Raw genomic sequence first — 22,916 nt, forward strand, 5'->3', positions numbered from 1 at the left:
GTTGTGGTGCCACGGCCGGCGGCCGATCAGCTGGGACGCCCCACTGACCGTGGCCAACAACCGTTCCGGCGGTGGCGTCCGGGTGCAGGACGGCGTCGCGGTGGTGGCGGTGCAATTGCTGGGCAGGGCGCACCAAGCCACCACGGTGACCGGCTCGGTGACCGTCGAGACCGACAACGTCATCGACGTCGTCGAATTGGTGCCGATGATGCACCAGGCGCTGGGTTTGATGCTCGACTCGATCAGCGTCGTATCACTCGGCTCCCGGCACGGCACCGTCGGGGACTACCCGCGGGTGTATGACTCGGAGATCGGTACCCCGCCATATGCGGGCCGGCGCGAAACCTGGTTGATCATGCGGCTGTCGATCATCGACAACACGCAAGCGCTGCGTTGGCGGACAACCGTTGGCGCCGCGGCCATTTCGGTGGCGCAGCGTATCGCGGGCCTGCTGCGCTGCCAGGGGTTGCGGGCCAAGGTGGCCAACGCCACCGACCTGGCGGAGCTGGATCGCCGGCTGGGGTGTGACGCGATCGAGGGGGACGTGCAGCGCTGGAAGGCCATCCGCGGCGAGGGTGGCTGGATGACGACCTACGCGTATCCGGCCGAGGCGATCAACTCGCGCGTGCTGTCGCAGGCGTGGACACTGCGCGTCGACGAGGTCATCCAGAATGTGACCGTGTACCCGGACGCGACCTGCACGGCGACCATCACCGTGCGCACACCGACACCGGCTCCCACCCCGCCCAGCGTGATCCTGCGCCGGCTCAACGGGGAACAGGCCGCCGCCGCGGCGGCCAACATGTGCGGCCCGCGGCCCCACCTGCGGGCGCTGCGTCCCAGCCCGCTGCCGGAGCATCTGCTCACCGAGATCGGCCCGTCGGGCGTGCTGATCGGGAAGCTGAGCAACGGGGACCGGCTCATGATCCCCGTCACCGACGCCGGTGAACTGTCAAGGGTTTTCGTGGCGGCTGACGACCCGATCGCCAAGCGCATCGTGATCCGCACCGCCGGCGCCGGCGAGCGGGTCTGCGTGCACACCCGCGACATGACGCGCTGGGCCACCGTGCGAATGCCCGAGATCAGCGTCGTCAGCACCGTCCGCCCCGCGCCGCGCACCACCGTCAGCGTCGTGGAGCACGTCGCTTCGATCTCGCCCACCCCGCGACCCGCGACCGTGATCACCGTCGCGCCTGCGGGCACCAGGCTGCCCGAAGGGCACCGGCACAACTTCGAGGTGATCATCGAACAGGTTGGTCCCGCAATGGTGCGGGTCAGCGCGGCGGGCGAGGACTGGCTGGTCGAGATGGACATGTTCCGCGCCGAGAACCGCTACGTGAGTCTCGAGCCGGTCACCATGTCGGTCACATAGGACGTCAAAGAGTTTGAGGCATAGTTCGATGAGCGCACACGATGGGTGATCTGCAAACCGCCCGTAGGCATTTCGACCGGGCCATGACCGTCAAGAACAGGCAGGGCCGGGCGGCCGCGCTGCCCGAGTTCGTCGCCGCCACCGATGCCGACCCGTCGATGGCCGACGCGTGGCTGGGCCGCATCGCGTGCGGCGACAACGACCTGGCCTCGCTGAAGAAGCTCTACGCCACCAGCGAATGGCTGCACCGCGAGACGACCCGCATCGGGCAGACGCTGGCCGCGGAGATCCAGCTGGGCCCCTACATCGGGATCACGGTGACCGACGCGTCGCAGGTGGGGCTCGCGTTGTCGTCGGCGCTGACCATCGCCGGGGAGTACGCCGAGGCCGACCGGCTGCTCGCCAATCGCGACCTGCTGGATGCCTGGGCCAATTACCAATGGCACCAGCTGGCCCGGGCGTTCTTGATGTACACCACGCAGCGCTGGTCGGACGTGCTGCTGACGGCCGCCGAGGAGCTGCCGCCGCAGGCCATCATCATGTCGGCCGTGACGGCGTCGATCTGCGCGCTGGCGGCCCACGCCGCCGCCCACCTGGGGCAGGGCAGGGTCGCCCTGGACTGGCTGGACCGCGTCGACGTGATCGGGCAAACCAACGCGTCGGGTCGCTTCGACGCCGACGTGCTGACCGCCTCGATCGGGCCGGCCGATATCCCGCTGCTGGTCGCCGACCTGGCCTATGTCCGCGGGATGGTGCACCGCCAGCTGCGTGAGGAGGACAAGGCTCAGGTCTGGCTGTCCAAGGCGACCATCAACGGCGTCCTGACCGAGGCCGCGAAGGCGGCTCTGGCCGACCCCAACCTGCACTTGGTCGTCACCGACGAGGAAACCATCGCCAGCCGCACCGACCGGTGGGACGCGTCGACGGCCAAGAGCCGCGACGAGCTCGACGACGACGCCACCGCCGAGCGGCGCGCCGAGCTGCTCGCCGAGGGCCGCGCTCTGCTGGCCAAGCAGGTCGGGCTGGCGGCGGTCAAGCAGGCCGTGTCGGCGCTCGAAGACCAGCTGGAGGTGCGGATGATGCGCCTCGAGCACGGCCTGCCGGTGGAGGGGCAGACCAACCACATGCTGCTGGTGGGTCCGCCCGGTACCGGTAAAACCACCACCGCCGAGGCGCTGGGCAAGATCTACGCCGGCATGGGGATCGTGCGGCATCCCGAAATCCGCGAGGTCCGCCGGTCGGACTTCTGCGGCCACTACATCGGGGAGTCGGGGCCCAAGACCAACGAGCTGATCGAAAAGTCGCTGGGCCGAATCATTTTCATGGACGAGTTCTATACCCTGGTCGAGCGGCACCAAGACGGCACACCCGACATGATCGGCATGGAGGCCGTCAACCAGCTGCTCGTCGCGCTGGAAACGCACCGCTTCGACTTCTGTTTCATCGGTGCGGGATACGAGGACCAGGTGGACGAATTCCTCACCGTGAACCCCGGTTTGGCGGGCCGATTCAACCGCAAGCTGCGGTTCGAGTCGTATTCGCCGGCCGAGATCGTCGAGATCGGTCAGCGCTACGCGGCACCGCGCGCCAGCAAGCTCGACGACGCCGCGCGCGAGGCGTTCCTGGACGCGGCCACCACCATCCGCAATTACACGACGCCCGGGGGGCGGCACGGCATCGACGCCATGCAGAACGGCCGGTTCGCCCGCAACGTCATCGAGCGGGCGGAGGGCTTCCGGGACACCCGCGTGGTCGCGCAGAAGCGTGCCGGCCAGGCGGTGACCGTCGAGGACCTGCAGATCATCACCGCCCCCGACATCGAGGCCGCGGTGCGCAGCGTGTGTTCGGACAACCGTGACATGGCGGCCATCGTCTGGTAGCCGCCATCCATTGGACGGCTGGCGGACACCCGCCGTTCCGGTGGCGTTCATATTCCACCCGCGCGGGGAAAAGCGTGCCGCGACGGCTCTTTGGGGGCTCCAGGCGCCGCCGGGCGTAACCCGGCGCACTCTCGAGGAAACGCGTCATCGATGCGGCCGGGCATGCTTAAGATGCAGGCGGCGCCACGTCCGCGAATACTGCTCCCGAATGGTCGGCGGGCAGGACCAGCGCCGCGGCTGATCGAAATGGAGTGTCCGGCGGTGCACCGTATCTGGCTGATCACGGTGACGCTGACGATCGTGCTGTTCACCGCGCCCCCCGCGTCGGCGGTCGCCCCGCCCTCGATCGACCCGGCCGCGATGCCGCCCGACACAACGGGACCTGACCAACCGCTCGAACAGCGCCGCGTCTGCAAGGCCCCATTGACGTTGCCGGGAACCAACTTTCACGATCCACCGTGGGCCGACGCGTACCTGGGCGTCGGCGCGGCACACCGGTTCGCGACGGGCGCCGGCGTCACGGTGGCCGTCATCGACACCGGGGTGGATCCCTCGCCTCGGGTCCCCGCCGAGCCGGGTGGCGACTTCGTCGTTGCCGACGGCGACGGCCTGTCCGACTGCGATGCGCACGGGACGCTGATCGCGTCGATCATCGCCGGCCGGCCCGCGCTGACCGACGGATTCGTCGGCGTCGCACCGGACGCCCGGGTGATCTCGCTGCGCCAGACGTCGGAGGCGTACGAGCCGAAGGACAACCAGGCCAACCAGAACGACCCCAACGCGTCGCCCGCGGCCGGATCCGTCCGCAGCCTGGCCCGCGCGGTGGTGCATGCCGCCAACTTGGGCGCCAACGTGATCAACATCAGCGAAGCGGCATGTTTCAAGGTGAGAAAGCCGGTCGACGAATCCACGTTGGGAGCGGCCCTCAATTACGCGGTCAACGTCAAGAACATCGTGGTCGTCGTCGCGGCCGGCAACACCGGTGGCGACTGCGCGCAGAACCCGCCGCCCGACCCGTCCATGCCGAACGACCCCCGCGGGTGGCAGCAGGTGCAAACGATCGTCACGCCGGCGTGGTACGCACCGTTGGTGTTGGCCGTGGGCGGTGTCGGCCAGAACGGGGCGCCGAGCCCCTTCTCGATGCACGGCCCGTGGGTGGGTGCGGCGGCGCCGGCGGAGAACATCGTCGCGCTCGGTCCCGACGGCGAGCCGGTGGACGCCCTGCCCGGCAAGGACGGCCCGGTGCCGATCGCCGGCACTTCGTTCGCCGCCGCGTACGTCTCCGGGCTCGCGGCGCTGCTTCGGCAGAAGTTCCCGGACTTGGCGCCGGCGCAGGTCATCAACCGGATCACGGCCAGCGCGCGCCACCCCGGCGGCGGCGTCGACGACGCTGTCGGGGCGGGCACAGTCGATGCGTTCGCGGCACTCACATGGGCTATTCCGGCCGGCGCCCCGGCGGCTACACCGTTGATTGTCAACCGGATTCAGCCCCCGGCCCCCGTGCCGCCGCCTGATCACGGGCCCATCACCGTTGTCGCCGCGGGCATCTTCGGCCTGCTGGTCGCGTTGGGGCTGGCCACCCTGACCAGACAAGCTCTGCGAAGGCGCTGAATCGCATGAGGGCCTTCCGGTTACGGTTCTCCAGCGGCCACGCGTTGTGGGTCGCGGCGATCGCGCCGCTGTGCATCCTCTTGTTCATGAGAACCCGCTACCAATGGGCGGGACCCACTCTGGTGGCGGTGGCCGCGGTACTTGCCTTGGTGACGTTCCGCGGTCGCCGGCTGACCGGTTGGATCGGTACCGCGTGCGCCTGGCTGGTGCGGCGCCGCAGGCAGCCCGACGTTCCCTCCGAGCCGGCCGTCGGCGCCACCGTGCAGCCGGGAGAGCATGTGGCCGTGCGCTGGGAGGGCGAAGTCCTGGTCGCCGTCATCGAACTCATCCCCCGACCGTTCACACCGACGGTCATCGTCGACGGGCATGCGCATACCGACGACGTCGTGGACACCCGGCTGCTCGAGCAACTGTTGGAGATCAACTGCCCCGACCTGGAGGCCGACATCGTCTCGGCCGGCTACCGGACCGGTAAGCCGGCGTCGGCCGAGCTGCTCAGCCTCTACCAGCAGGTGACCGGCACCGACCCGGCTCCAGCGCACCGGCGGACCTGGATCATGCTGCGCGCCGAGCCGCAGCGCACCCGCCGCTCGGCGCAGCGGCGCGACCATGGAGTGGCTGGGTTGATCCGCTACCTGGTGTCGTCGGCGACGCGTATCGCCGACCAGCTCGCCGGGCACGGCGTCGACGCCGTCTGTGGACGCAGCTTCGATGATTACGACCACGCCACCGAGATCAGCTTCGAGCGGGAACGCTGGTCAAAGATCAAGGGCGGCAACAACTTCACCGCGGCCTACACCGCGATCGGAGGGCCGGACGTGTGGTGGTCGGTGCACGCCGACCACACCATTACCCGGGTCCGGGTGGTGCCCGGCAGGACGCCGCAGTCGACGGTGCTGCTGACCACCTCGGAGTCGCCGAAGAAGCCACGGGGTTTCACCCGCCTGTCCGGGAGCCAGCGCGCCGCGCTGCACGGCCAGTCCCTGGTCCCCGACCGGCACTACCAGCTCCCGATCGGGTCGGCGGGCGTGCTGGTGGGCGAGACGGCGAACCAGTACCCGGTGTACATGCCGTTCGACGACATCGACACGAGTATCAACTTCGGTGATGCCCGCGCATTCATGCAATTTGCGGTGCGGGCCACCGCCTCGGGCGGCAACGTCACGCTCGGGCCGCGTTTCACCGAGTTCGCCGAGTTGATCGGTGCGCACGTAGGGCCGGAATCGAAGGTGGCGTGGCCCCACGCGACCACCTATCTCGGACGTCACCCGGGGGTGGCACGGGTGACGCTGCGCCACAACGTGATCAGCACTCCGAGGCATCGCCAGCTACCCATCCGACCGGTATCGCCGCCCGAGGAGAGTCGCTACCAGAGCGCGCTGCCGCGCTAGGGAAACGGCCGGCAAACTCCGGGTGTCATCGCACAAACGGCCAGGGTGTGCGGCGGGCAACAAGCAAAAAAGCCGTCACTGACCGGCGTCGGGTCACCCTAGACTGAGGGTCTGCCGTGGAGCGAGGCCATACCGGTAATCGGCCACGCAGCCAGGCGTCCCCGAGATTGAAGGAACCTCGCACATGACTAGCAGGGAACCACACCCGCAGGTTACTGAGACGTTGGCGCAGTTCGAGCGGTTCAACAAGGCCCTCGAGGACCAGATGCACCTTACGAACACTGAATCGTTCACGGCATCGGACGAGACGGAAACCGTCGAAGTGACCATCAACGGGCATCGGTGCCTCGTCGACCTGCATATCGAAGACGGGCTGCTGCGGCTGGGCGCCGACACGGTGCAGCGGCGCATCAACGAGGCGCTGGCCAACGCGCAAGCCGGCGCGACCGAAGCCATCCAAGCTCAGCAAGCGCAGCTGGTCGCCAACCTCACCGACATTCTCGGTTCCCTGCAAAACACCGTGGGCATGAGCTGAGTAGCTCCACGACCGGCCACGTTTTGTGATGCCCGCCTGACAGCCGTGCGGGAGACGGCCGTGCAGCTTTTCGTCACGGGGCCACCACGATCCGGGATGACCATGGTCACCCAGTTCCTCAATCACCATGACAACATCAGGATTTTCGACGAGATCGATCTGATCCAGGTCGGCAGGTACGGCGAGTCGGTGATCGGCACGCTGCAAGCGTTTCTGCTGGAGCGAGGCGTCTACCTGGACTATCGGCGCCGCGCACGGGAAACGGCCGACCCGGCACTGGTCCTGCGTACGTTGATGGGCGAGATCGCCGGCCCCGGCGTCATCTGGGGCGAAAAGAACCCCAGGTATGCGACCCAGCTGGCGGCCCTCAGGCGCAGCTTTCCGGAGGCCGCGGTGCTCTTCGTCCTGCGCGATCCCCGAGAGGTGGTGAATTCCTGTCTGGTGCATCGGGAATCGCCCCACCGGACACCGATGGACTTCTGGATCAAGGATTCGGTTGCCGAAGCGCTGGCGCTGGTGGATAGCAGCCTGGAGCCGCTCGAGACCGCCGACGCCGAGTTGGTCGTCCTGCGCTACGAGGACTTCGCGCGGCGACCGACGGCGACGCTCGACGCGGCCCTGGGCCGGTGGGGTCTCACCTTTTCCGACAGCGCCGTCGCGCTCGCCCATTCAGCGCCCGAGACCGTCGGCGACCATCAGTTCTTGCGCGACGGCGTTCCGCTGCCGTGGAAGGTCGGCAACCTTTCGCCCTTGCGCCAAGCGCCACCCATCCGGGGCCGGGTCGACGCCGGCGATCGGGTCTGGGGCCAGGTTGAAACCCTTGCGCGGCGGTTCGGTTACGACTGAACGGGTCCCGCGGACACCGGCAGAGTCTAAGCTTTGCCGGAGGATGGTCGGTTCTGAGCGAAACCCCAGTTTCCCCGGGCGGGACTCGGTAGCCGCCGAGCGCGGCCTGCCAAGGGATCTGCTGCGGGCGGACACGCCCGCGGCATGTTTCGTCTCCAATATCGGGGACTCCCTGTTGACGTTGCCGGCGCTGAGAGCGATGGCCGAAATGTTCACCTCCCCGCTCACGCTGATCTGCCCCAAGGTGGTGTTCGACCTGTGCTTCCGGGAGATCAGCGACCGGCATGTGGACACCACGGGATTGCCCCTGGCGGGACCGCACCCCTTACCGGGATCGCTGCCCCGGGCCCGCGATTACGAAACCCTGGCGGCGGAGATCGGCGCCGTCGATGTCTTTATCGACACCCTGACGTGGAGCGCCTTGTCCAGCACCGTCATTCGACCTCTGGTTGAACGCCTGGCGCCGACGACGACCATCGGCTTCTCGACCGACTACGGTTATGACTACGTGGTCCCCAGGGAACAGATCCACTACGCCGACTTGATGTTCAAGTTGCCGCGCCTGTTCGATCCTTCGCTACGTATCGAGAGCTACGCCCAGCCGCTACCCATTCCACCAGCGGTGCAGGAACAGGCGCGGGCGATCCGCGCCGGCGTACCCGCGGGGGTCAAGGTGCTCGTCGTGCACGCCGACACCGATTGGGCGGAAAAACGTTGGCCCGCTACCAGGTTCATCGACCTGCTGGACCGGTTCTTGTCGCGCCGCCCCGATTTCGTGGCCTGGGTCGTGGGGATGGGGCATGAGGAGCTCAACGTCGGGCGTGAGCGTGACCGGGTGATTCCCCGGCTTGGGCTCCCGCTCGACCTGACCATGAGCATGGTGGCCAGCGCGGACCTTTTCGTGGGGATCGATTCGTGCATGTTGCATGCCGCCGACCTGGCCCGGGTCCCGGGCGTTGGGTTGTTCGGTGTGACGCGGTCCGAGACCTGGGGCTTCCGGTTTGGGCCACACCGGCACCTCGACATGCCGCTGATGGCGGATATCGCCGTGGAGGCGGCGCTCGATGCGATGGAGGATCTGGCCGGAGAGCGCGTGTAAGCCATGGCCGCCGAACCGGTTTCGCCGGTACACCCAGGACGATGGCCCGAAGCCGCCGGCTAACGCGACGCGACACGGTCGGTTTATGGTTCTAAGCTCTGCGAAGGATGGTCGGATTGCGCGAAATGACGGTGCTGCAGGGCGGTCACGCGGTCACGGTTGAGCGTGGCATGCTGGGCCAGTTGCTGCACGCGCGTACGCCCACAATCTATTTCTCCACGCTCATCGGTGACTCGGTGCTGACGCTGCCGACTCTGCGCGCGTTGGGCGAGATGTTCACCGCCCCGCTCACGCTGGTTTGCCCGAAGATCGCCCACGACCTGTGCTTCCGCGAAGTGGATTCCCGCCTTGTCGACATCACGGGCTCGCCGCCGGTCGGGCCCTCGTTGGGGCCACCCTCAAACCGAATCCTCGACTATGACGCCGTGGTGTCCGAGATCGGCCCTGTCGACCTGTTCATCGATGCCGTGCCGTGGGAGGTGCCTTCGAACGCTTTCCTGCGACCTCTGCTGGAACGTCTCGCACCCGCGACAAGCATTGGCTTCCCGACCGGCGTTGCGTACGACGTTGTGGTGCCGCGCGATGTGCCACACTCGGCCGACCTGGCGTTCAAGTTGGCGTTGCTGTTCGATCCTTCGGCGCGGATCGAGGCCTACGCGCAGCCGGTGCCCATCCCAACGCCGGTTCAGCAGGACGTTCGATCGATCCGTGCCGCTTTACCCTCGGGGACGAAAGTGCTTGTCGTGCACGCCGATACCGGTTGGGCGAAGAAGCGGTGGCCGGTCGGCAGGTTCGTCGAACTGCTGGACCGGTTCTTGTCACGCCATCGCGATTTCGTGGCCTGGGTCGTCGGGATGGGACACGAGGAGCTCAACGTGGGGCGCGAGCGCGACCGCGTCTTTCCCTATCTCGGGGCGCCGCTTGACCTCACGATGGGCCTGGTCGCCGAGGCCGATCTTTTCGTGGGGATCGACTCCTCGATGCTCCATGCCGCCGATTTGGCGCGCGTGCCGGGGGTCGGGCTCTTCGGCCCGACGCAGTCGGCGACGTGGGGGTTTCGGTTCGCGCCGCACCGGCACATCGATGCGGACAGCATGCTGGACATCACCGTGGAGCGGGTCCTCAGCGCGATGGAGGAGCTCGCCGAAGAGCACGTCCATACCGCGGCGCGACTTCGGGATGATGCACCCGCTGGCGCACAAGACGATTCGCCCGACGCGGAGCTGCTGTCCACGGTACGGCAATTCCACGACACCGCGCTGTCCTGGCATGGCGCCGAGCCCGCCAGCGCCGCCGATGACGGCAGCATCGCCGCCAAAGCCCTGCACCTGCACGCGATGAACTTCGGCTTGTGGCATCACGAAGACGCAGTTCGCAGGCCCGGTGCCGGCGACAACGAGGTGGCTCGCAGGAAACGTTGCATCGACGACCTCAACGCCCGGCGCAACGCCGCCATCGAAGACATCGACGCCGCCCTGCTCGCTCGTCTCAATCCCAGCCCGAGCGCCGCGCTGCACACGGAAACCCCCGGCACAATCGTCGACCGACTTTCCGTCCTGACGCTGCGGATCTTGCACACGAACCGATCGGAACACGGTGCCTCGCACCTCGGGGTGCTCGAGGAGCAGTACGACGACCTCCTACGCGGGCTCGAGCGGTTCCTCACCCGGATGCGAGACGGCGACCTCAGATTCAAGCTGTACAGGCAATTCAAGTCGGCAGATCAGCGAGGTTACTGTGCGCTGTTCGAGTCCCGCGACGCGTGACGGTCCGGATCAATAGGCCGCCGAGTTCCACCATTCTTCCCAGTCCAGATACGGGTCCTTGTGCTCTTCGTATTGAAGGTGCAGCGCCAGCGACGGTATCGGGGTGAAAAGTGTCACCTGCTCCCGCCAGATCTCGTTGATCGTCGACGCTTCGAAGATGTGATTCGCGACGCCGTAGGGAGTGCTCGAGTATCGCGCGAGCCGGTCGAAAAGCTCCCAATTCCTCCGTAACGTCCCCATTTCGACCCAGCAGGTATTCGTGGTATGTGTATTGGTGCGCCAATGCCTTTTCGTGCCGTACACCACGCGACAATCCTCACGACTGAATATCATGCTCCAATAATTTTTGGGATCGTCGTACGGATGCAGGGCCACTTCCCGCCCGCCGAGCTTGTCCTTGAACAACGCGTGCGCTGCCAGCATCTCCTCGATGGCCGAAGGCGTATGCAGATAATCGTCCTCGACGAAATAGACCACCTCGCGAGCATCGTCGCGCGCACGGGAAAACGATGCCAGGCAGGATGCGTTGTAGCCCCTGTCCTCGAGTGCGACGAATTCAACCGGATAGCTGCATGTCGAAAGTATCCGCCGCAGAATCGAGACGGTCTCGGCCGACGAGTGGTCATCGAAGACCCGCAAGACGATGTCGCCGTCGGCTTGATTGATCGATGTCACGAGCGACCGCGCGCAGCGCAGCATGATTTCGCTTTTCGGGGCGCCGACGTATCGGTGCGCCCCGTGCACGCTTATGTCGGAATGGGTCTGAAGGTGTATGTCGAGTTTCACTGCCGGCTAGCGTAGCCGATTTCGGGCCCAGCCCGTCTTGTGCCGGATGCTCCGGGGCGGTACTGACAGCGTGTTAGCGTAACGCGGTGTATTGGATCGCGAATGGTCCCGACATCGCGGTGAGACGCCATTTTACCGAATCCGATTGGAACCGCACTCTGGTCAGAGAACTCCAATCCCGCCGGGTGAACACTGTTTTTGATGTCGGCGCGAATTCAGGACAATACGCTGCCGGGCTCCGTGCGGCCGGCTTCGAGGGCCGCATAATCTCTTTCGAGCCGCTGTCCGGGCCGTTCTCCGTTTTGGAACGCGCGGCATCGGGCGATCCGCTTTGGGATTGCCGGCAGTGCGCGCTCGGCGATCATGACGGGACGATCGAGATGAACGTCGCAGGCAACGCGGGTGCCAGTAGTTCGGTGTTACCCATGCTGAAGAGCCACCGGGATGTCTATCCTCAGGCGAACTATGTCGGGACCGAGGACGTGGCGATATGCCGACTCGATTCCGTCGCGCCGGCTCTGCTGGGGCCGGGCGACGTGGCCTTTCTCAAGATCGACGTGCAGGGGTTTGAGAAACAGGTGATCGCCGGGGGCGAGTCAACGGTCAATCGCCATTGCGCGGGGGTGCAACTCGAATTGACCTTCGTGCCGTTGTACGAAGGTGGCATGCTCGCCCAAGAGGCCCTTGATCTGGTGCAATCCCTGGGTCTCACCCTGAGGGGGTATCTCCCATTCTTTATCGACGTACGCGATGGCCGAGTATTGCAGGCCGACGGGGTCTTTCTCCGTGGCGGCGAATGATCCGAAATGGTCGGGGAACCGGTTCGCGGCCCGCTGACCTGCGGCGGCCGGTCGAGCGCGCCCCCGCTCGGGCCGAACGGCGAGAACCGGTCCGTCACACGGCGTTCCACCTCGGTCCGCGGTTGCCGTAATCCGAATTCCCGGTGCGCTCCGGCACCCGATTCGGTGCACCGCAAAGCCGCACCAACCGGTGTCATCAGGCAAAAAATCGCCGCGCGTGGGCCCTGTTCGGTGGAATAGGATGGCACACGGTAGTGGCTGCGGCGTCACTGCACCGCCCGCATGGCCGGCAAGACGAGAGGGGTGGTGGTCGGTGGTTACGCCATCTCTGCCTACCGGTGTCGCCGGAGCGGGCGTGCTCCTCGGCGACACCGGCGCTGTGTCGCACCGCCGATTGCGGGATCGCCCGTTTTCCGGACCCGCGCACGACCGTTCCCTCGATGGCGTACCCAGGACATGAGCAACCGAGGATGCTGGCCTCAGCACAAGGAGAATGAGCCGACATGACGCAGACGCTGAACGTGGAATACCAAGAGCTCATGGCGCGCGCGGACGAAATCGAGCGACCCCTTCCCGCAATCCCTTCCACCAACCCACCGGGACCGTGCGAGATCTCTTTCGTCAAGGATGCCGCCGTACAGCTCGCGCAAAACGCGGACCAGATGCGGACGTACCTCAAGGCGTGCCAACGGGAATGGCGGACCCTGGCGAAATCGCTGCGGAATGCGGCCAAGGCGTACGAAGAGGCCGACGAGGGATCCGCGGCGGCCATCGACAAGACCATGAACGACGGCTCGGGAGGGACGTCGGCTTCCGCGGGCGCAAGCGAACAGGTCTCGGCCCTGTGCGATCCGGACGAGGATTACAGCGGATATCTGCCACCGCCGCCGCCACCGCCACCGGCGTTCCAATATCCCTATTACGAGGTCCGCCAAGCCGCGAAGGATATCGAAGCCGGCGACCAGGGCAGAGCGTTCCGGGCATTCGCGACCGAATGGGATACGTTCCAGCTGACTTTCCAGCGGGAGACCAGCGACCGGTTCCGCCCCTTTGTCTCGTGGGAGGGCGACGCCAGGACCGCCGTTGAGACGAACTTCGCCCAACAGCGGCAATGGATATCTTCGATGGTCGCGAAGTGCCGCCAGCTTGCCAAACAGGCCAACATCGTCGTGGACGCCCACAAAAAGGCCACCCTCACGACCGGCTACCAAAACCAGCACGCGCAGGAAGGCGCGCATCCCACCACATACGAAGTGTCGCAGTGCGATTATTGGTACAAGCGCTACACACAATACAGCCAGTGGTACATATCGCTCGCCATCGAATGGTACGAGAAGCTGCAGGCACAGTCCGAATCGGCGCTGGCCCAATACGTTTCGAGCGGACAGATACCGCTGGCGCAGATCGTTCCCGACAACCCGGTGCCGGCCACACGCATTGACGCCCCGAAGACCGACGACGGCACCGACGACCCCAGCAAGCCCGACAACCCGTTCGATCCCGACAACCCGTTCGACCCCAACAACCCATTCGACCCGAACAACCCCCTTAACGACGGGGGCTCTCCGCCGGCCGCCGCGCCCACCGTCCCGTCGGTTCCCGGCATGCCCACGGCGCCGCCGGGGGCGGACACCGCGAAGCTGGACCAGGCCGTGAAGGACTTGAAGAAGGGGGCCGCCGGCATGAAAGGGGGGGTCAAACCGGCGTCGCTCGGGGGTGGCGGCGCCGGCATGCCCTCGATGCCGTTACAGCCCGCGACGGAAACCGGCGCGGCCGCCGGTCCCGCGTCGGCGGCCCCGGGGGCCGCGGCGGCTGCGGGCCGCGGGGTGCCAGGCGTGGGCGGCGCGATGGGCGGGGGCATGGGCGGCATGGCGCCCATGGGCGGTCAAGGCCAACAAAATGCCGGCAAGGGCAAGCGCGTGCAGTCCGAGGACGAGTCGATGTACACCGAGGAGCGGCAATGGACGGAGGGCGTCATCGGCAATCGACCGCGCAAGGCCGGCGGCCCTGACAAGTAATCAACGCCCGGCCGGTCGGTCATTTTGCCGCAGTTAGCCTGTCCCCACGTCGATTACGCTTATTACCCATGAGCTTCGGCACCCGCCAACTCCCGGGTTCGCCCATGCCGGCGGCATGTTCGGAGAGGGGAGAGGAGTAGGCGATGGGTATTGCCAAGCCGACCGGTGCATACGCCGAGCAGATGCTCGAGCCGGGCGGGTGGCCGGAAGTCGATGAGGATGCCCTCTACGACCGGGCCGTGGAGTACACCCAGGTGTTGCGGGAAGTCACAGACGTCTTGGACACCTGCCGGTATCAACGGAACGAGATCTTCGGTGGCGGTGTCTGGTCGGGCGGCGCGGCGAGCGCCGCGGACGGCGAGCTGGGGACGAACATCAACGAGTTGATGACGCTGCAAAACGGCCTGGCCACCATCATCACCTGGGATCGGTATACCGCCCAGTCGATCGAGCAGGCCAAGTCGGACATCACCGAGAACGTCGAAACCGCGCAGCAGCAGATCAGCATTCTGGAAAGCGATTCCGGCCTGGACGCCGCCGAGCGCACCACGGCCATCAACAACGTGGTCGCAACGACGCTCGGGGCCAACGTCAGCACGATGGAAGGCACGGCGGAGCGAATCCTGGCGAGCAAGGCGTGGAAGCCACCGCCTAATGCCCTGGACGACCTGCTCGACCAGAAGACGCCGCCCCCCCTCACGCTTCCCGACGCGACGCCGCAGACCCCGCCGGTCGAGGAAGGTCGACCGCGGCCCGTCCCCGAGCAACCGAGCACGGTACCGCCGGCGCCGGCGCCACCGATGACGCCCGCGCCCTCGCTGCCCGGGATGCCGACGCCGGGCGGTGGCGTCGGCGGCGGTCCTCAGCCCACTCCGGTAGCGCCGCCCGCCACCGACCGGCCGCCTGTGCCCGGGGCGCCCGCTCCCGGTGCCCCAGCCCCGCGGGTGCCCGGCGTCGCGACGCCGGGCGCCCCGGGGGGGCCTGGTGGTGGACCGTCGGCTCCCGCGGCCCCGCTGGGTCCGGCGGCTCCCGCCGCTCCGCTGGGTCCGGCGGCCGCGGCTCAACCCACCGCGGGTGGGGGCAGCAAGGGCATGGCCCCCGCGTCGGCGACGTCGTCCTCGACGGCGGCTCGCGCGGAGGAGTCGTCGACGACGGCCGCACCCGCGGGAGCGACCGGCATGCCGGCAGGGCCGATGGCGGGTGGATCGGGCGGGGCCTCCGGCGGCTCGCGTGCGGGGTCGGCGGGGCGGTCGGCCGCACCGGTCGGGCAGAAGCCGCCGGGTGGGCCGCCCACGATGCGACCCGCCTCGGCCGCGCGGACGACGCCGCGGGCCGCGGCCGCCGCGCAGGTGCAGTCCCCTGACCCGGCGGAAACCGCGGATGTTGTTGTGCCACCGCCGATCATCCCGGTTTCAGCGGCGCGAGCGGAACGTGACGCCATCGCCGATGCCGCGACCGCTGACGCGGCCCGGCGCGGCGGGACTGACCCGCTGCAGTTGGCGCGGCGGATAGGGGCGGCGCTCAACGCCCCCGGCAGCGGCGGGATGGCCAATCTCAACTTCTTCTGGGTGACCGCGGTGACCACCGACGGTTCGATCGTGGTGGCCAACAGCTATGGGGTGGCCTACATACCCGACGGCGTGCAGTTGCCCGAACAGGTGCACATGGCCAGCGCCGACGACGCGATCCCGGCTGACGAGCGGGCGCGGTGGGCCACCTATCCCGTGATGGCCGTGCAAGGTTGGGCGAACCACCACGACAAGAAGCTGCGAGCGGTGATCGCCACCGAGGAGCAGTTCGCGAAGTCCGATCCCGGCGCCGCCAAGATTGTGTTGACGCCGGAAGACATCCCAGACAGCGGTGCCATGGTCGGCCGATCCCGGCTGGAAGTGGTGGATCCCTCGGCGGCGGAACAGTTGGCGGCGACCAGCGACGCGCGATTGGTCGACCTGATGCCGGCAGCGCCGGCGGGGGCCGAGCCGGCCGGGCAACACCCCACTTCCGAAGTGGTGGATCCCGCGGGGGCCGCTGAGTTGGCGGCCTCGGTCGACGCGAGAACGGTCGACGCGCAGCAACTTCTTACGACGTTGCCGGCGGCGCCGGCGGAACCGAGTCCGCCGGTGGATGAGCGCCCGATGTTGTGGTTTGACGTGGTAAAGCCGTTGGCCAGCAAGGCCTCTGGCCGCTCAGCCGCCCACCTGCGCGCATTCCGCACTTACGCTGCGTACGCTCAAGAAGCGCTGCTCGCCGAGGCGCGTACCGAAGTCGACCTCGATGTCCAGCGCTCCGCGGTCGCCGACTGGCTGTACTGGAAGCGCATCACCGCGTTACTCGACGAAGCCCTGGCCGACGCATCCTAGAACGGGCCGGACATCCCGGCCCCGCTTCGAAATCGCTTGCACCACAAGCGAGCCGACGTCACCGCGGCCGGCTCAGAGCCCAACCTCCGACGGCTCTGCGCGGTGCGCAGTCGTGGGCCGCACCGGGGCGATCCCCGACGCCCGGTCACCGGGCGCGGCGCCGGTGCCCAGCGATTGGTCCCCGTCGGGCTTCGTCTGGTCGACCAGTTGCGTTTGGCCGTCGGCCGGCTGGTCCTTCTTCGTGGTGTCGTCGGCGAGCTGCGCCGGTGCCGCCGCAGCCCCGCCCATGCTGCCCGTGGCCTGCTGGACGCTCGACATGATGGTCTGCATGCCTTGCGTGACAGGCCCGAGGGCCTGCCCCATTCCGCTGAGCTGTGCCATCGGTGCAGCGATGTCTGTCGGCTGACCCTTCTTGTCGGGCTGTGGTTTCGGCTCGGGTTTGGGCTTTTGACCGTCTTTGTCTTTCGATTCGTCTGCGGTGGCACGCAATTGCTGACCGGTCGGCGGGCCGGCGGCCGGCGTTTGCACGGCGGCGAGGAACCGGGCGCCGCCTACATGCTCACCCAGGGCCTGATCCGTCTCGGCATACATTCCGGCCGCCGAGACGATGCTCGAGCCGGTTCTGACGACCGCCGATTCAGCGGCGGGTAATCCCTTGATAACGGGCGATTCAATCACTGGAAGAGTTTCGTTGATCGCCGCCGATATCGCGTCCGCACCCGGCACGGATATGGGTGGTGGCACCGACGGAAAAACAAGCGCCCGCAACGTCGCACCCGCAGCCTTCAAACGCGAGGGATCGACCACCAGTGGCTCAGTCATTGCCCAATCCTCTGTCGACGGTGTTACAACAATCCTAGTGAATGGGCCGCATCCGAACTGCGCCAGTTTTTCGGAGATATTGGGGTGTCGCCCGAGTGGCTCAGAAGCGAATATTGCGGACGGTGTCGTAGACGCCGGTGATCCATAGCAGCATGGGGATGATGGCGGCGACAATGGTGCCGTCCAACAATTCCAGAATCCGCTTCGTGACGGGCGAAATGCGGCGGACGGCAACCGTCGCCGCGACGACCGCCACCGCGACCAGGCACACCGCCAGGTACATCGTCAGGAAAAGCCACGCCTTGGCCGGATACCAGAGGCTTAGCCGGACCATCACTCCGGTCGGCACGGCGATTGCGGCGGTCAGCAGGGCCCACGCGCACCAGCGTTCTGCATAGAGTCGGGACCTGAACCCGCACGCCGCCGCGACGAGGCCGGCAACGGCGAGACTGTGGACGAAAAAGTGGCCGCGCACGACCAGCGCGATCGTCCCGACTGTCAACACCAGGGTGCCGGCCAACACGAACCCGGTGAGCAGTTGCTTGGCCAGGTGGCTTCGTTCGGTGAGGCGCACGGCGGAGTCGGGAACCGACGCGATGATCGCTTGCCAGGTCCGGTTTTCGCCCTGATCGCCGGCCTCGTCGCCCTTGACCGCGTCGAGCAGTTCGTCATGGTCGACGGCCTCGCCGGGCGCGGGGATGGGTGGCAGCGCAATGCGCGCGACCGCGACAGTGAGCTTGGCCGCGTTCGTGATGGTGAACAGGCCGAACACGATGGCACCCGCAGGCACCCACTGTTGCCAGCCGTAGCCATAGCAGATGGCCGCCGCGGTCACCGCGATCGCCGTGACCTCGATGAACGATGCAAGTTCGAACCGCCGCCGGGGGCCGCCGCGCACCATCAGCGTCAAGAACAGGACGGTGGCAGCGGCACCGGCGAGTTGGGGTGCGCCCAGCGAGTCGACCCGGTGCGGCCGGGGGATGGCCAGCGCCACGGCGACCGCTATCAGGGGGTACGCCGCCGCCAGCAAACCCTCCGACAGGTTCGCGCTCCGGTAGAACCGGTTGGCGGCCCAGCCGCCGATCAGCGCGAGGAGTCCCCCGACGCCGATTCCCAGCGCCCACCACAGGTGACGTCCGGTGTGCTCCCAGGTCAGCGCCGCCAGCACGACGACCACCAGGGCCACAGCCGGGATCACCACCGCGATGAGGCGATTCAGCGCGGGCCGATCGAACTGCGGCGATTCGTCGAGGACCGCGATCGCGTCGATGACGTCCTCGACAAGCGGCCGGTACCGCTCCGTCCTGCTCACCGACACCAGCGTCAGCAGTGACCCGTCGACGACTCCGGCGTCGTCCAGTGACTGGTCAACCGGCAGCGGCGGGGCCCCCGGGCGGGCGAACGTCCATGAACCCTGCGCGGAGAACTCGAAGCCGGCCAGCACGTCCGCCGGTGTGTCCTCGAGCAATTCGGCGAGCACCGCGACGGTGTCATCGACGTAGGTCTCGATCGGCGCCACCGAGGGCAGCACGACGTCCGTCATCCGCTTCCCGGTGAGGATGGTGACCCGGGTGGTTGCCGGCTTCGGCGGGGGTGCCGCGGCGGTCGCCGGGGCCGCGGCGGCGGCGCTGGCGGTCGACGCGGTCAACGACGTTCACTCCTGTCGAAATCGTCGGACAGTGCTGCGGCTAGTTCGATGATCTTACGCTGGTAGGGCGGGCTGAGCAGGGCGAATTGCACCTCCGTGCCTGCGGCGATGTGCTCGTCCCACGGCAGCACGATAACGCGGCCCGGGTGGACGTGCTGCTGGAACTGTCGCACCACGTCGCTGTCCGCGGTTGTGGAGTCTCCCGGCACGACGTGATTGATGACGACACATGCACGATCGAGCAGATCGCCGTAGCCGTTGTTGCGCAACCAGTCGAGCGCGACCGCGGCCTGCCGGACGCCATCGACTGAGGCGGTGGACAGAACGACCAACCCCGACGCCACCGCAAGCACGCCATGCGCCGCCGGGCTGAACAGGTCGGCTCCGCAGTCGGACACCACCAGGTTGTAATACCTGGGCACCATCCCGAGAGCGCGTTTCCACTCCTCGGCGCTCAATAACGGCCGCGTCCCGTTGTAGTCGGGGGCGGAGAGCACTTCGAGGCTGACGGCGTTCATGCTGGTGTGGGCGCGGACGTCGTTGTAGTGCGACAGCGCTCGATTCGCCACCAGGTCCGCGATGGTCGCGGCGGTCTGACGTCCGACCCGGTTCACGAGGTCTCCCGAAACGGGGTCCGCGTCGACAGCCAGGATCCTGTCGCCGCGTAACTGAGCGAACGCTGAACCCAGCGCGGCCGTCACGGACGTCCGACCGGCGCCACCCTTGAGACCCAGCACTCCGATCTCGTACGAACCGTGAATGGGGCGGCGGATTCGGTTCTGGAGTTCGAGCTCGTATTTTTCGTCGCGCGACAGCCCGAGGTTGATCCGGGTCAGGATATGGACCCAGCGCCGCCAGCCCCGCCGCGACACCGGTCGCGCGGCTGGTTTGCCGGCCGTCGGCCTCGCCGCGGGTTCGGGCGTCGCGGTGGCCGGGGCGGACGCCGACGTGGCGGGTGCCGTTGGTTCGCCTCGCCCCCGCGTTTCCGGCGGTCCGCCGTTGGGTGGTGCGGTGGATGGGCGCAACGGAAGGGAGGGTCCGGGCGCGTTGCCCTTGGTGGATTGGGGTCCGGCACGGTGGCTGTTTTGCGACTTGGCGCGGCCGAGTTGCGGGTTGGGCCCTTCGGCCGGGTCTTGACGCGCATGCCGCGGCGGCTGTTTGGCGACCCGGTTGCGTTCCTTGGGCCCGCGTGGTTGAGGCCGTACCGGTGGGGGTGGCGCTGCGGTCAGGTCGGCCGGCATCGGCGGGTGCTCGGCTGGGGATTGCTCGGGCCAGTGGACGGGCATCGGCGGCGGTGCCTGCCCGTTGGGCTTCGGCGCGTCCGTCGGCATGGGCGGGGTCGGCGCCGGGATATCGGGGTCGTAGGCAGTGTCCGCACCGAGCCCGTCCGATGTGTCGGTGCCGGCGGGCGACTCGAAAAGCCGGTCATAGTCGACGGGCATGGGCGGTCGGGTCGCCGCCGCGGGTGGCGGGGCGGCCAAGTCGACCGGCATCGGCGGGTGTTCGGCTGCGGCGGCCGGCGGCGGCTCCACCGGCGAGCCGGCGGGCATGGGCGGCGCGCCGTGCCCGTTGGGCTGGGGTGTGTTGGGCGGCCCCGGCGGCGTCGGGGACGGACCGTCCACGTCGAAGTCCCCGTACCCGCCGGCGTCCTCGGCCGCATCAGCCTCGTCGGACGGCGGAAAGAGCCGGTCGTAGTCGGCCGCCATCAGAACCTCTCAGACACTCGCAGCCGCGAAAGCACGAGAAGAGGCGAGATCTCCCACGGGGTCGAACTCGCCCAGTCTCGTGCTTCGTCGTGGTTGCTGGCTTATGAGAACATTCCCGTGACGCCGGACTCGGTTTGGGCCATCGTCTGGCTGGCTTCCGTGATGCGGGCCGCCAAGTTTTTCAACGAGTCGTTCAGCTCCGCGGAGCTCTGGTCCCAGCGCTGCTGCACGGCCTGGTAGGCCTCCGAACCGCTACCGCCCCAGGCCGCGGCGAGCTTCTGCAGCGAGCTCTTGCCCTCGTCGAGCAGGCCCTGGGTGGCCGCCACGGCCCCCTGGATCTGGCTCGCGCCGCCTTCGATGCCCGCGAAATTCCATGACTGTTCGCTCATGTTGTTTGCTCCGTTCTGTCTATTCGGTGAGGGGTTGTCAGGGTCAGAAGTTCATTTGTGACGACAGCGAGCTGGCCTGCTCGTCGTCGGCCTTGGAGTACTCGATGCCGGCACCGTGGATGTTCTGCGAAATGTCGCTCAGTGCCTTGATCTGCGCCTGGCCGGCTTCGTGGAAGCGTGCCAACGCCTGCTGGGCCGCCGCGCCGGCCTGACCGCGCCAGTGGCCGGCCAACTCGCCGCCGGTCGACTCCACCTGTCCGATGACCTGCTGGAGCTCGCTCGAGATTCGGTCAAAGTTGCTGGCCTCCGCGCTGAGGGTAGCGGCGTCGGTTCTCATCTCTGCCATGTTCGCTACTTTCTGTGTTGCTCTTCCTCACCAATTGATGGCAAGTCTTCCGGCCCGGGCGGCCGGGAAGTCTGTTTCGTACGGTGCCGTCACCAGTCGTCGTCGTGGTCGTCACCGTCGTCGTCGTGGTGTTCGGCGGTCAGCGTCGCGGGGGCCGCCAGGCTGGGTCGAGTGCTCCCGGATCCGGCTTGCGCGCCGTGGCCCATCGCGCCCATCGGGGCCGTGCCGCCCATCGCCGAGGACCCGGCGCCCGCTCCTGCCGCGGCGGGCGCCATCGCCCCCGCCGTGGGCTTGTCGATCAATTGGCTCATCAGCGACGTGCGGGCCGAGGTACCGCCCGCTCCGGGCAGCGCTTCCGAATGCATCAGACCCAGCCCCGCTTTGGGGCCCGAGCCACCGGCCAAGGGGTGACTCGACAGGGGACTGGCACCGAGCAGGCCGACCTGGCCGGGTGCGCGGTCAGCGGCCCCGCCCGCGCCCGGCAGATTGCCGCCGGGACCGCCCATTCCGCCGGTCTGGCCGGCCAGTGACGTCATCTGTTGCAACGGCTGCATGAGCTGCTGCATCGGCCCACCCAGTTGCCCCAGTTGTCCCGTGTACTGCGGAACTTGTTGTGCGGGCGGAACGGTCGCGTCCGGCGTAGGGACATCTGGAGTGGGGACGTCCGGGGTGTCGGACGGAATGTCCTCCGCTACTTCCTCGGCGAGGGCGCGCAGCGTCCCTGCAGCCTCGTCGGCCGCCGTGCTCGAGAGCCGGGCCAACGCCTGGGCCGCCACGACCTCGCCCACCCCGGGTTGCACGATGGGTTTCACGGGGGGAAGCGGCTCGAATGTGGTGTTCGCCATCGTTTCGGCGAGGTAGACGTCCATAGAGACGGCGGCCTGATTCCACATGCGGACGAAGTAGTCGGTCTCGTTCAAACCGATCGGCACCATGTTGATGCCGAGGAAGTTGGTGGCCGTCAGCACGCCATGTGTGATGTGGTTGGTCGCAATCTCGGGCAGCGAAGGCGTCATCGCCAACGCCTTCGTGTAGGACGCGGCCTGGGCCATTGCCCGCATCCCCCGTTGCTGGGCGTGCTCGGCCGCTGTGTTCAGCCAGGCAACCATCGGTGTGGCCGCGGCGATCGCACGCTCGCTGCCGGACCCCGTCCAGGCGGCTTTGAGGGCTACCAGGGCGGCGCCCAATTCCACGGCCTGAGCCTCCAACGCGGCTCCCAGCGCTTCCCACCCCGCGGCGGCCTGCAGCATCGGCGCTGGACCCGCTCCGGCCATCAACCGAGCGGTGTTCAGCTCCGGTGGCATTGCGTGCCACAACATGTCTACCGGTCTCCTTGTTTACGAAGTGTCGTTTGCGGTTATCTTCTGGTTGACTTTGGGGTCGCTAATTCATTCCGCTTTGCATTCGGGTTCGCGCCATCCCTAAATCAAGTGAACACAAACAAAAATCCATGTGAACGCATACCAATTCGGCTCATGGCGACAAGCAACAGGTGCTAGGCGCCCCGATTCGGTTGTCGCCCTTTGGTTCACGGCTTCTTT

General features: G+C 67.5%; 18 protein-coding genes. 11 read left to right on the top strand and 7 right to left on the bottom strand.

Going from position 1 to position 22,916, the window contains the following annotated elements:
- The 8 genes from eccE (A5713_RS02660) to A5713_RS02695 all read left to right on the top strand — a co-directional run.
- Window positions 1–1,372: type VII secretion protein EccE (gene eccE, locus A5713_RS02660; protein ID WP_068092232.1), on the top strand; the 1,372-nt coding region annotated here is incomplete at its 5' end.
- Window positions 1,373–1,413: 41 nt separating this feature from the next.
- Window positions 1,414–3,252 carry a type VII secretion AAA-ATPase EccA gene (gene eccA, locus A5713_RS02665; RefSeq protein ID WP_067922084.1) on the top strand — a complete coding sequence of 613 codons (1,839 nt, stop codon included), beginning with the start codon at window positions 1,414–1,416 and terminating at the stop codon, window positions 3,250–3,252.
- 261 nt (window positions 3,253–3,513) lie between these two features.
- Entirely contained in the window at window positions 3,514–4,863 is a 1,350-nt protein-coding gene (gene mycP / locus A5713_RS02670; protein ID WP_067922115.1) for a type VII secretion-associated serine protease mycosin, read from the top strand.
- Window positions 4,864–4,868: 5 nt separating this feature from the next.
- Window positions 4,869–6,254, top strand: a complete 1,386-nt coding sequence (gene eccE, locus A5713_RS02675) for a type VII secretion protein EccE (RefSeq protein ID WP_068092235.1) — start codon at window positions 4,869–4,871, stop codon at window positions 6,252–6,254.
- A 223-nt stretch (window positions 6,255–6,477) separates the two neighbouring features.
- Window positions 6,478–6,789 carry a YbaB/EbfC family nucleoid-associated protein gene (locus A5713_RS02680; protein WP_369804356.1) on the top strand — a complete coding sequence of 104 codons (312 nt, stop codon included), beginning with the start codon at window positions 6,478–6,480 and terminating at the stop codon, window positions 6,787–6,789.
- A 60-nt stretch (window positions 6,790–6,849) separates the two neighbouring features.
- Complete coding sequence (locus A5713_RS02685) at window positions 6,850–7,635, top strand: sulfotransferase (protein WP_156751720.1); 786 nt, start codon at window positions 6,850–6,852, stop codon at window positions 7,633–7,635.
- A gap of 43 nt (window positions 7,636–7,678) precedes the next feature.
- Window positions 7,679–8,734 carry a glycosyltransferase family 9 protein gene (locus A5713_RS02690; protein WP_082972734.1) on the top strand — a complete coding sequence of 352 codons (1,056 nt, stop codon included), beginning with the start codon at window positions 7,679–7,681 and terminating at the stop codon, window positions 8,732–8,734.
- A 125-nt stretch (window positions 8,735–8,859) separates the two neighbouring features.
- Window positions 8,860–10,500 (top strand): DUF4254 domain-containing protein, encoded by a 1,641-nt coding sequence (locus A5713_RS02695; RefSeq protein WP_231980217.1) that lies wholly within the window; start codon window positions 8,860–8,862, stop codon window positions 10,498–10,500.
- 9 nt (window positions 10,501–10,509) lie between these two features.
- Here the strand turns inward: A5713_RS02695 and A5713_RS02700 are convergent, their stop codons facing one another.
- On the bottom strand, window positions 10,510–11,286 hold the full coding sequence (locus A5713_RS02700; RefSeq protein WP_068092241.1) for a glycosyltransferase family A protein: 777 nt from the start codon (window positions 11,284–11,286) through the stop codon (window positions 10,510–10,512).
- A gap of 113 nt (window positions 11,287–11,399) precedes the next feature.
- Here A5713_RS02700 and A5713_RS02705 point away from each other — a divergent pair, with 113 nt between their 5' ends.
- The 3 genes from A5713_RS02705 (at window position 11,400) to A5713_RS02715 (ending at window position 16,464) form a co-directional block, all read left to right on the top strand.
- Entirely contained in the window at window positions 11,400–12,086 is a 687-nt protein-coding gene (locus A5713_RS02705; RefSeq protein ID WP_231980218.1) for an FkbM family methyltransferase, read from the top strand.
- A gap of 503 nt (window positions 12,087–12,589) precedes the next feature.
- Complete coding sequence (locus A5713_RS02710) at window positions 12,590–14,104, top strand: hypothetical protein (RefSeq protein ID WP_068092246.1); 1,515 nt, start codon at window positions 12,590–12,592, stop codon at window positions 14,102–14,104.
- Between the two features lie 143 nt (window positions 14,105–14,247).
- A complete protein-coding gene (locus A5713_RS02715; protein WP_068092249.1) occupies window positions 14,248–16,464 on the top strand; it encodes a hypothetical protein in 2,217 nt (738 codons plus the stop codon).
- A 72-nt stretch (window positions 16,465–16,536) separates the two neighbouring features.
- Here the strand turns inward: A5713_RS02715 and A5713_RS02720 are convergent, their stop codons facing one another.
- The 6 genes from A5713_RS02720 to A5713_RS02745 form a co-directional block, all read right to left on the bottom strand.
- Complete coding sequence (locus A5713_RS02720; RefSeq protein ID WP_156751721.1) at window positions 16,537–17,271, bottom strand: hypothetical protein; 735 nt, start codon at window positions 17,269–17,271, stop codon at window positions 16,537–16,539.
- A gap of 115 nt (window positions 17,272–17,386) precedes the next feature.
- Window positions 17,387–18,934, bottom strand: coding sequence for a type VII secretion integral membrane protein EccD (gene eccD / locus A5713_RS02725; protein WP_068092255.1), 1,548 nt, complete (start codon window positions 18,932–18,934; stop codon window positions 17,387–17,389).
- Window positions 18,931–20,640, bottom strand: coding sequence for a MinD/ParA family protein (locus tag A5713_RS02730; RefSeq protein ID WP_068092258.1), 1,710 nt, complete (start codon window positions 20,638–20,640; stop codon window positions 18,931–18,933). The genes eccD and A5713_RS02730 overlap by 4 nt, the downstream gene beginning before the upstream one ends.
- Window positions 20,641–20,741: 101 nt before the next feature.
- Window positions 20,742–21,029, bottom strand: a complete 288-nt coding sequence (locus tag A5713_RS02735) for a WXG100 family type VII secretion target (RefSeq protein WP_067917001.1) — start codon at window positions 21,027–21,029, stop codon at window positions 20,742–20,744.
- Window positions 21,030–21,072: 43 nt separating this feature from the next.
- Window positions 21,073–21,375, bottom strand: coding sequence for a WXG100 family type VII secretion target (locus tag A5713_RS02740; protein ID WP_067917004.1), 303 nt, complete (start codon window positions 21,373–21,375; stop codon window positions 21,073–21,075).
- An 89-nt stretch (window positions 21,376–21,464) separates the two neighbouring features.
- Window positions 21,465–22,694, bottom strand: a complete 1,230-nt coding sequence (locus A5713_RS02745; protein ID WP_068092265.1) for a PPE family protein — start codon at window positions 22,692–22,694, stop codon at window positions 21,465–21,467.
- Window positions 22,695–22,916 lie beyond the last annotated feature (222 nt).

The organism is Mycobacterium sp. E2497 (genome assembly GCF_001668695.1).
GTDB lineage: Bacteria > Actinomycetota > Actinomycetes > Mycobacteriales > Mycobacteriaceae > Mycobacterium.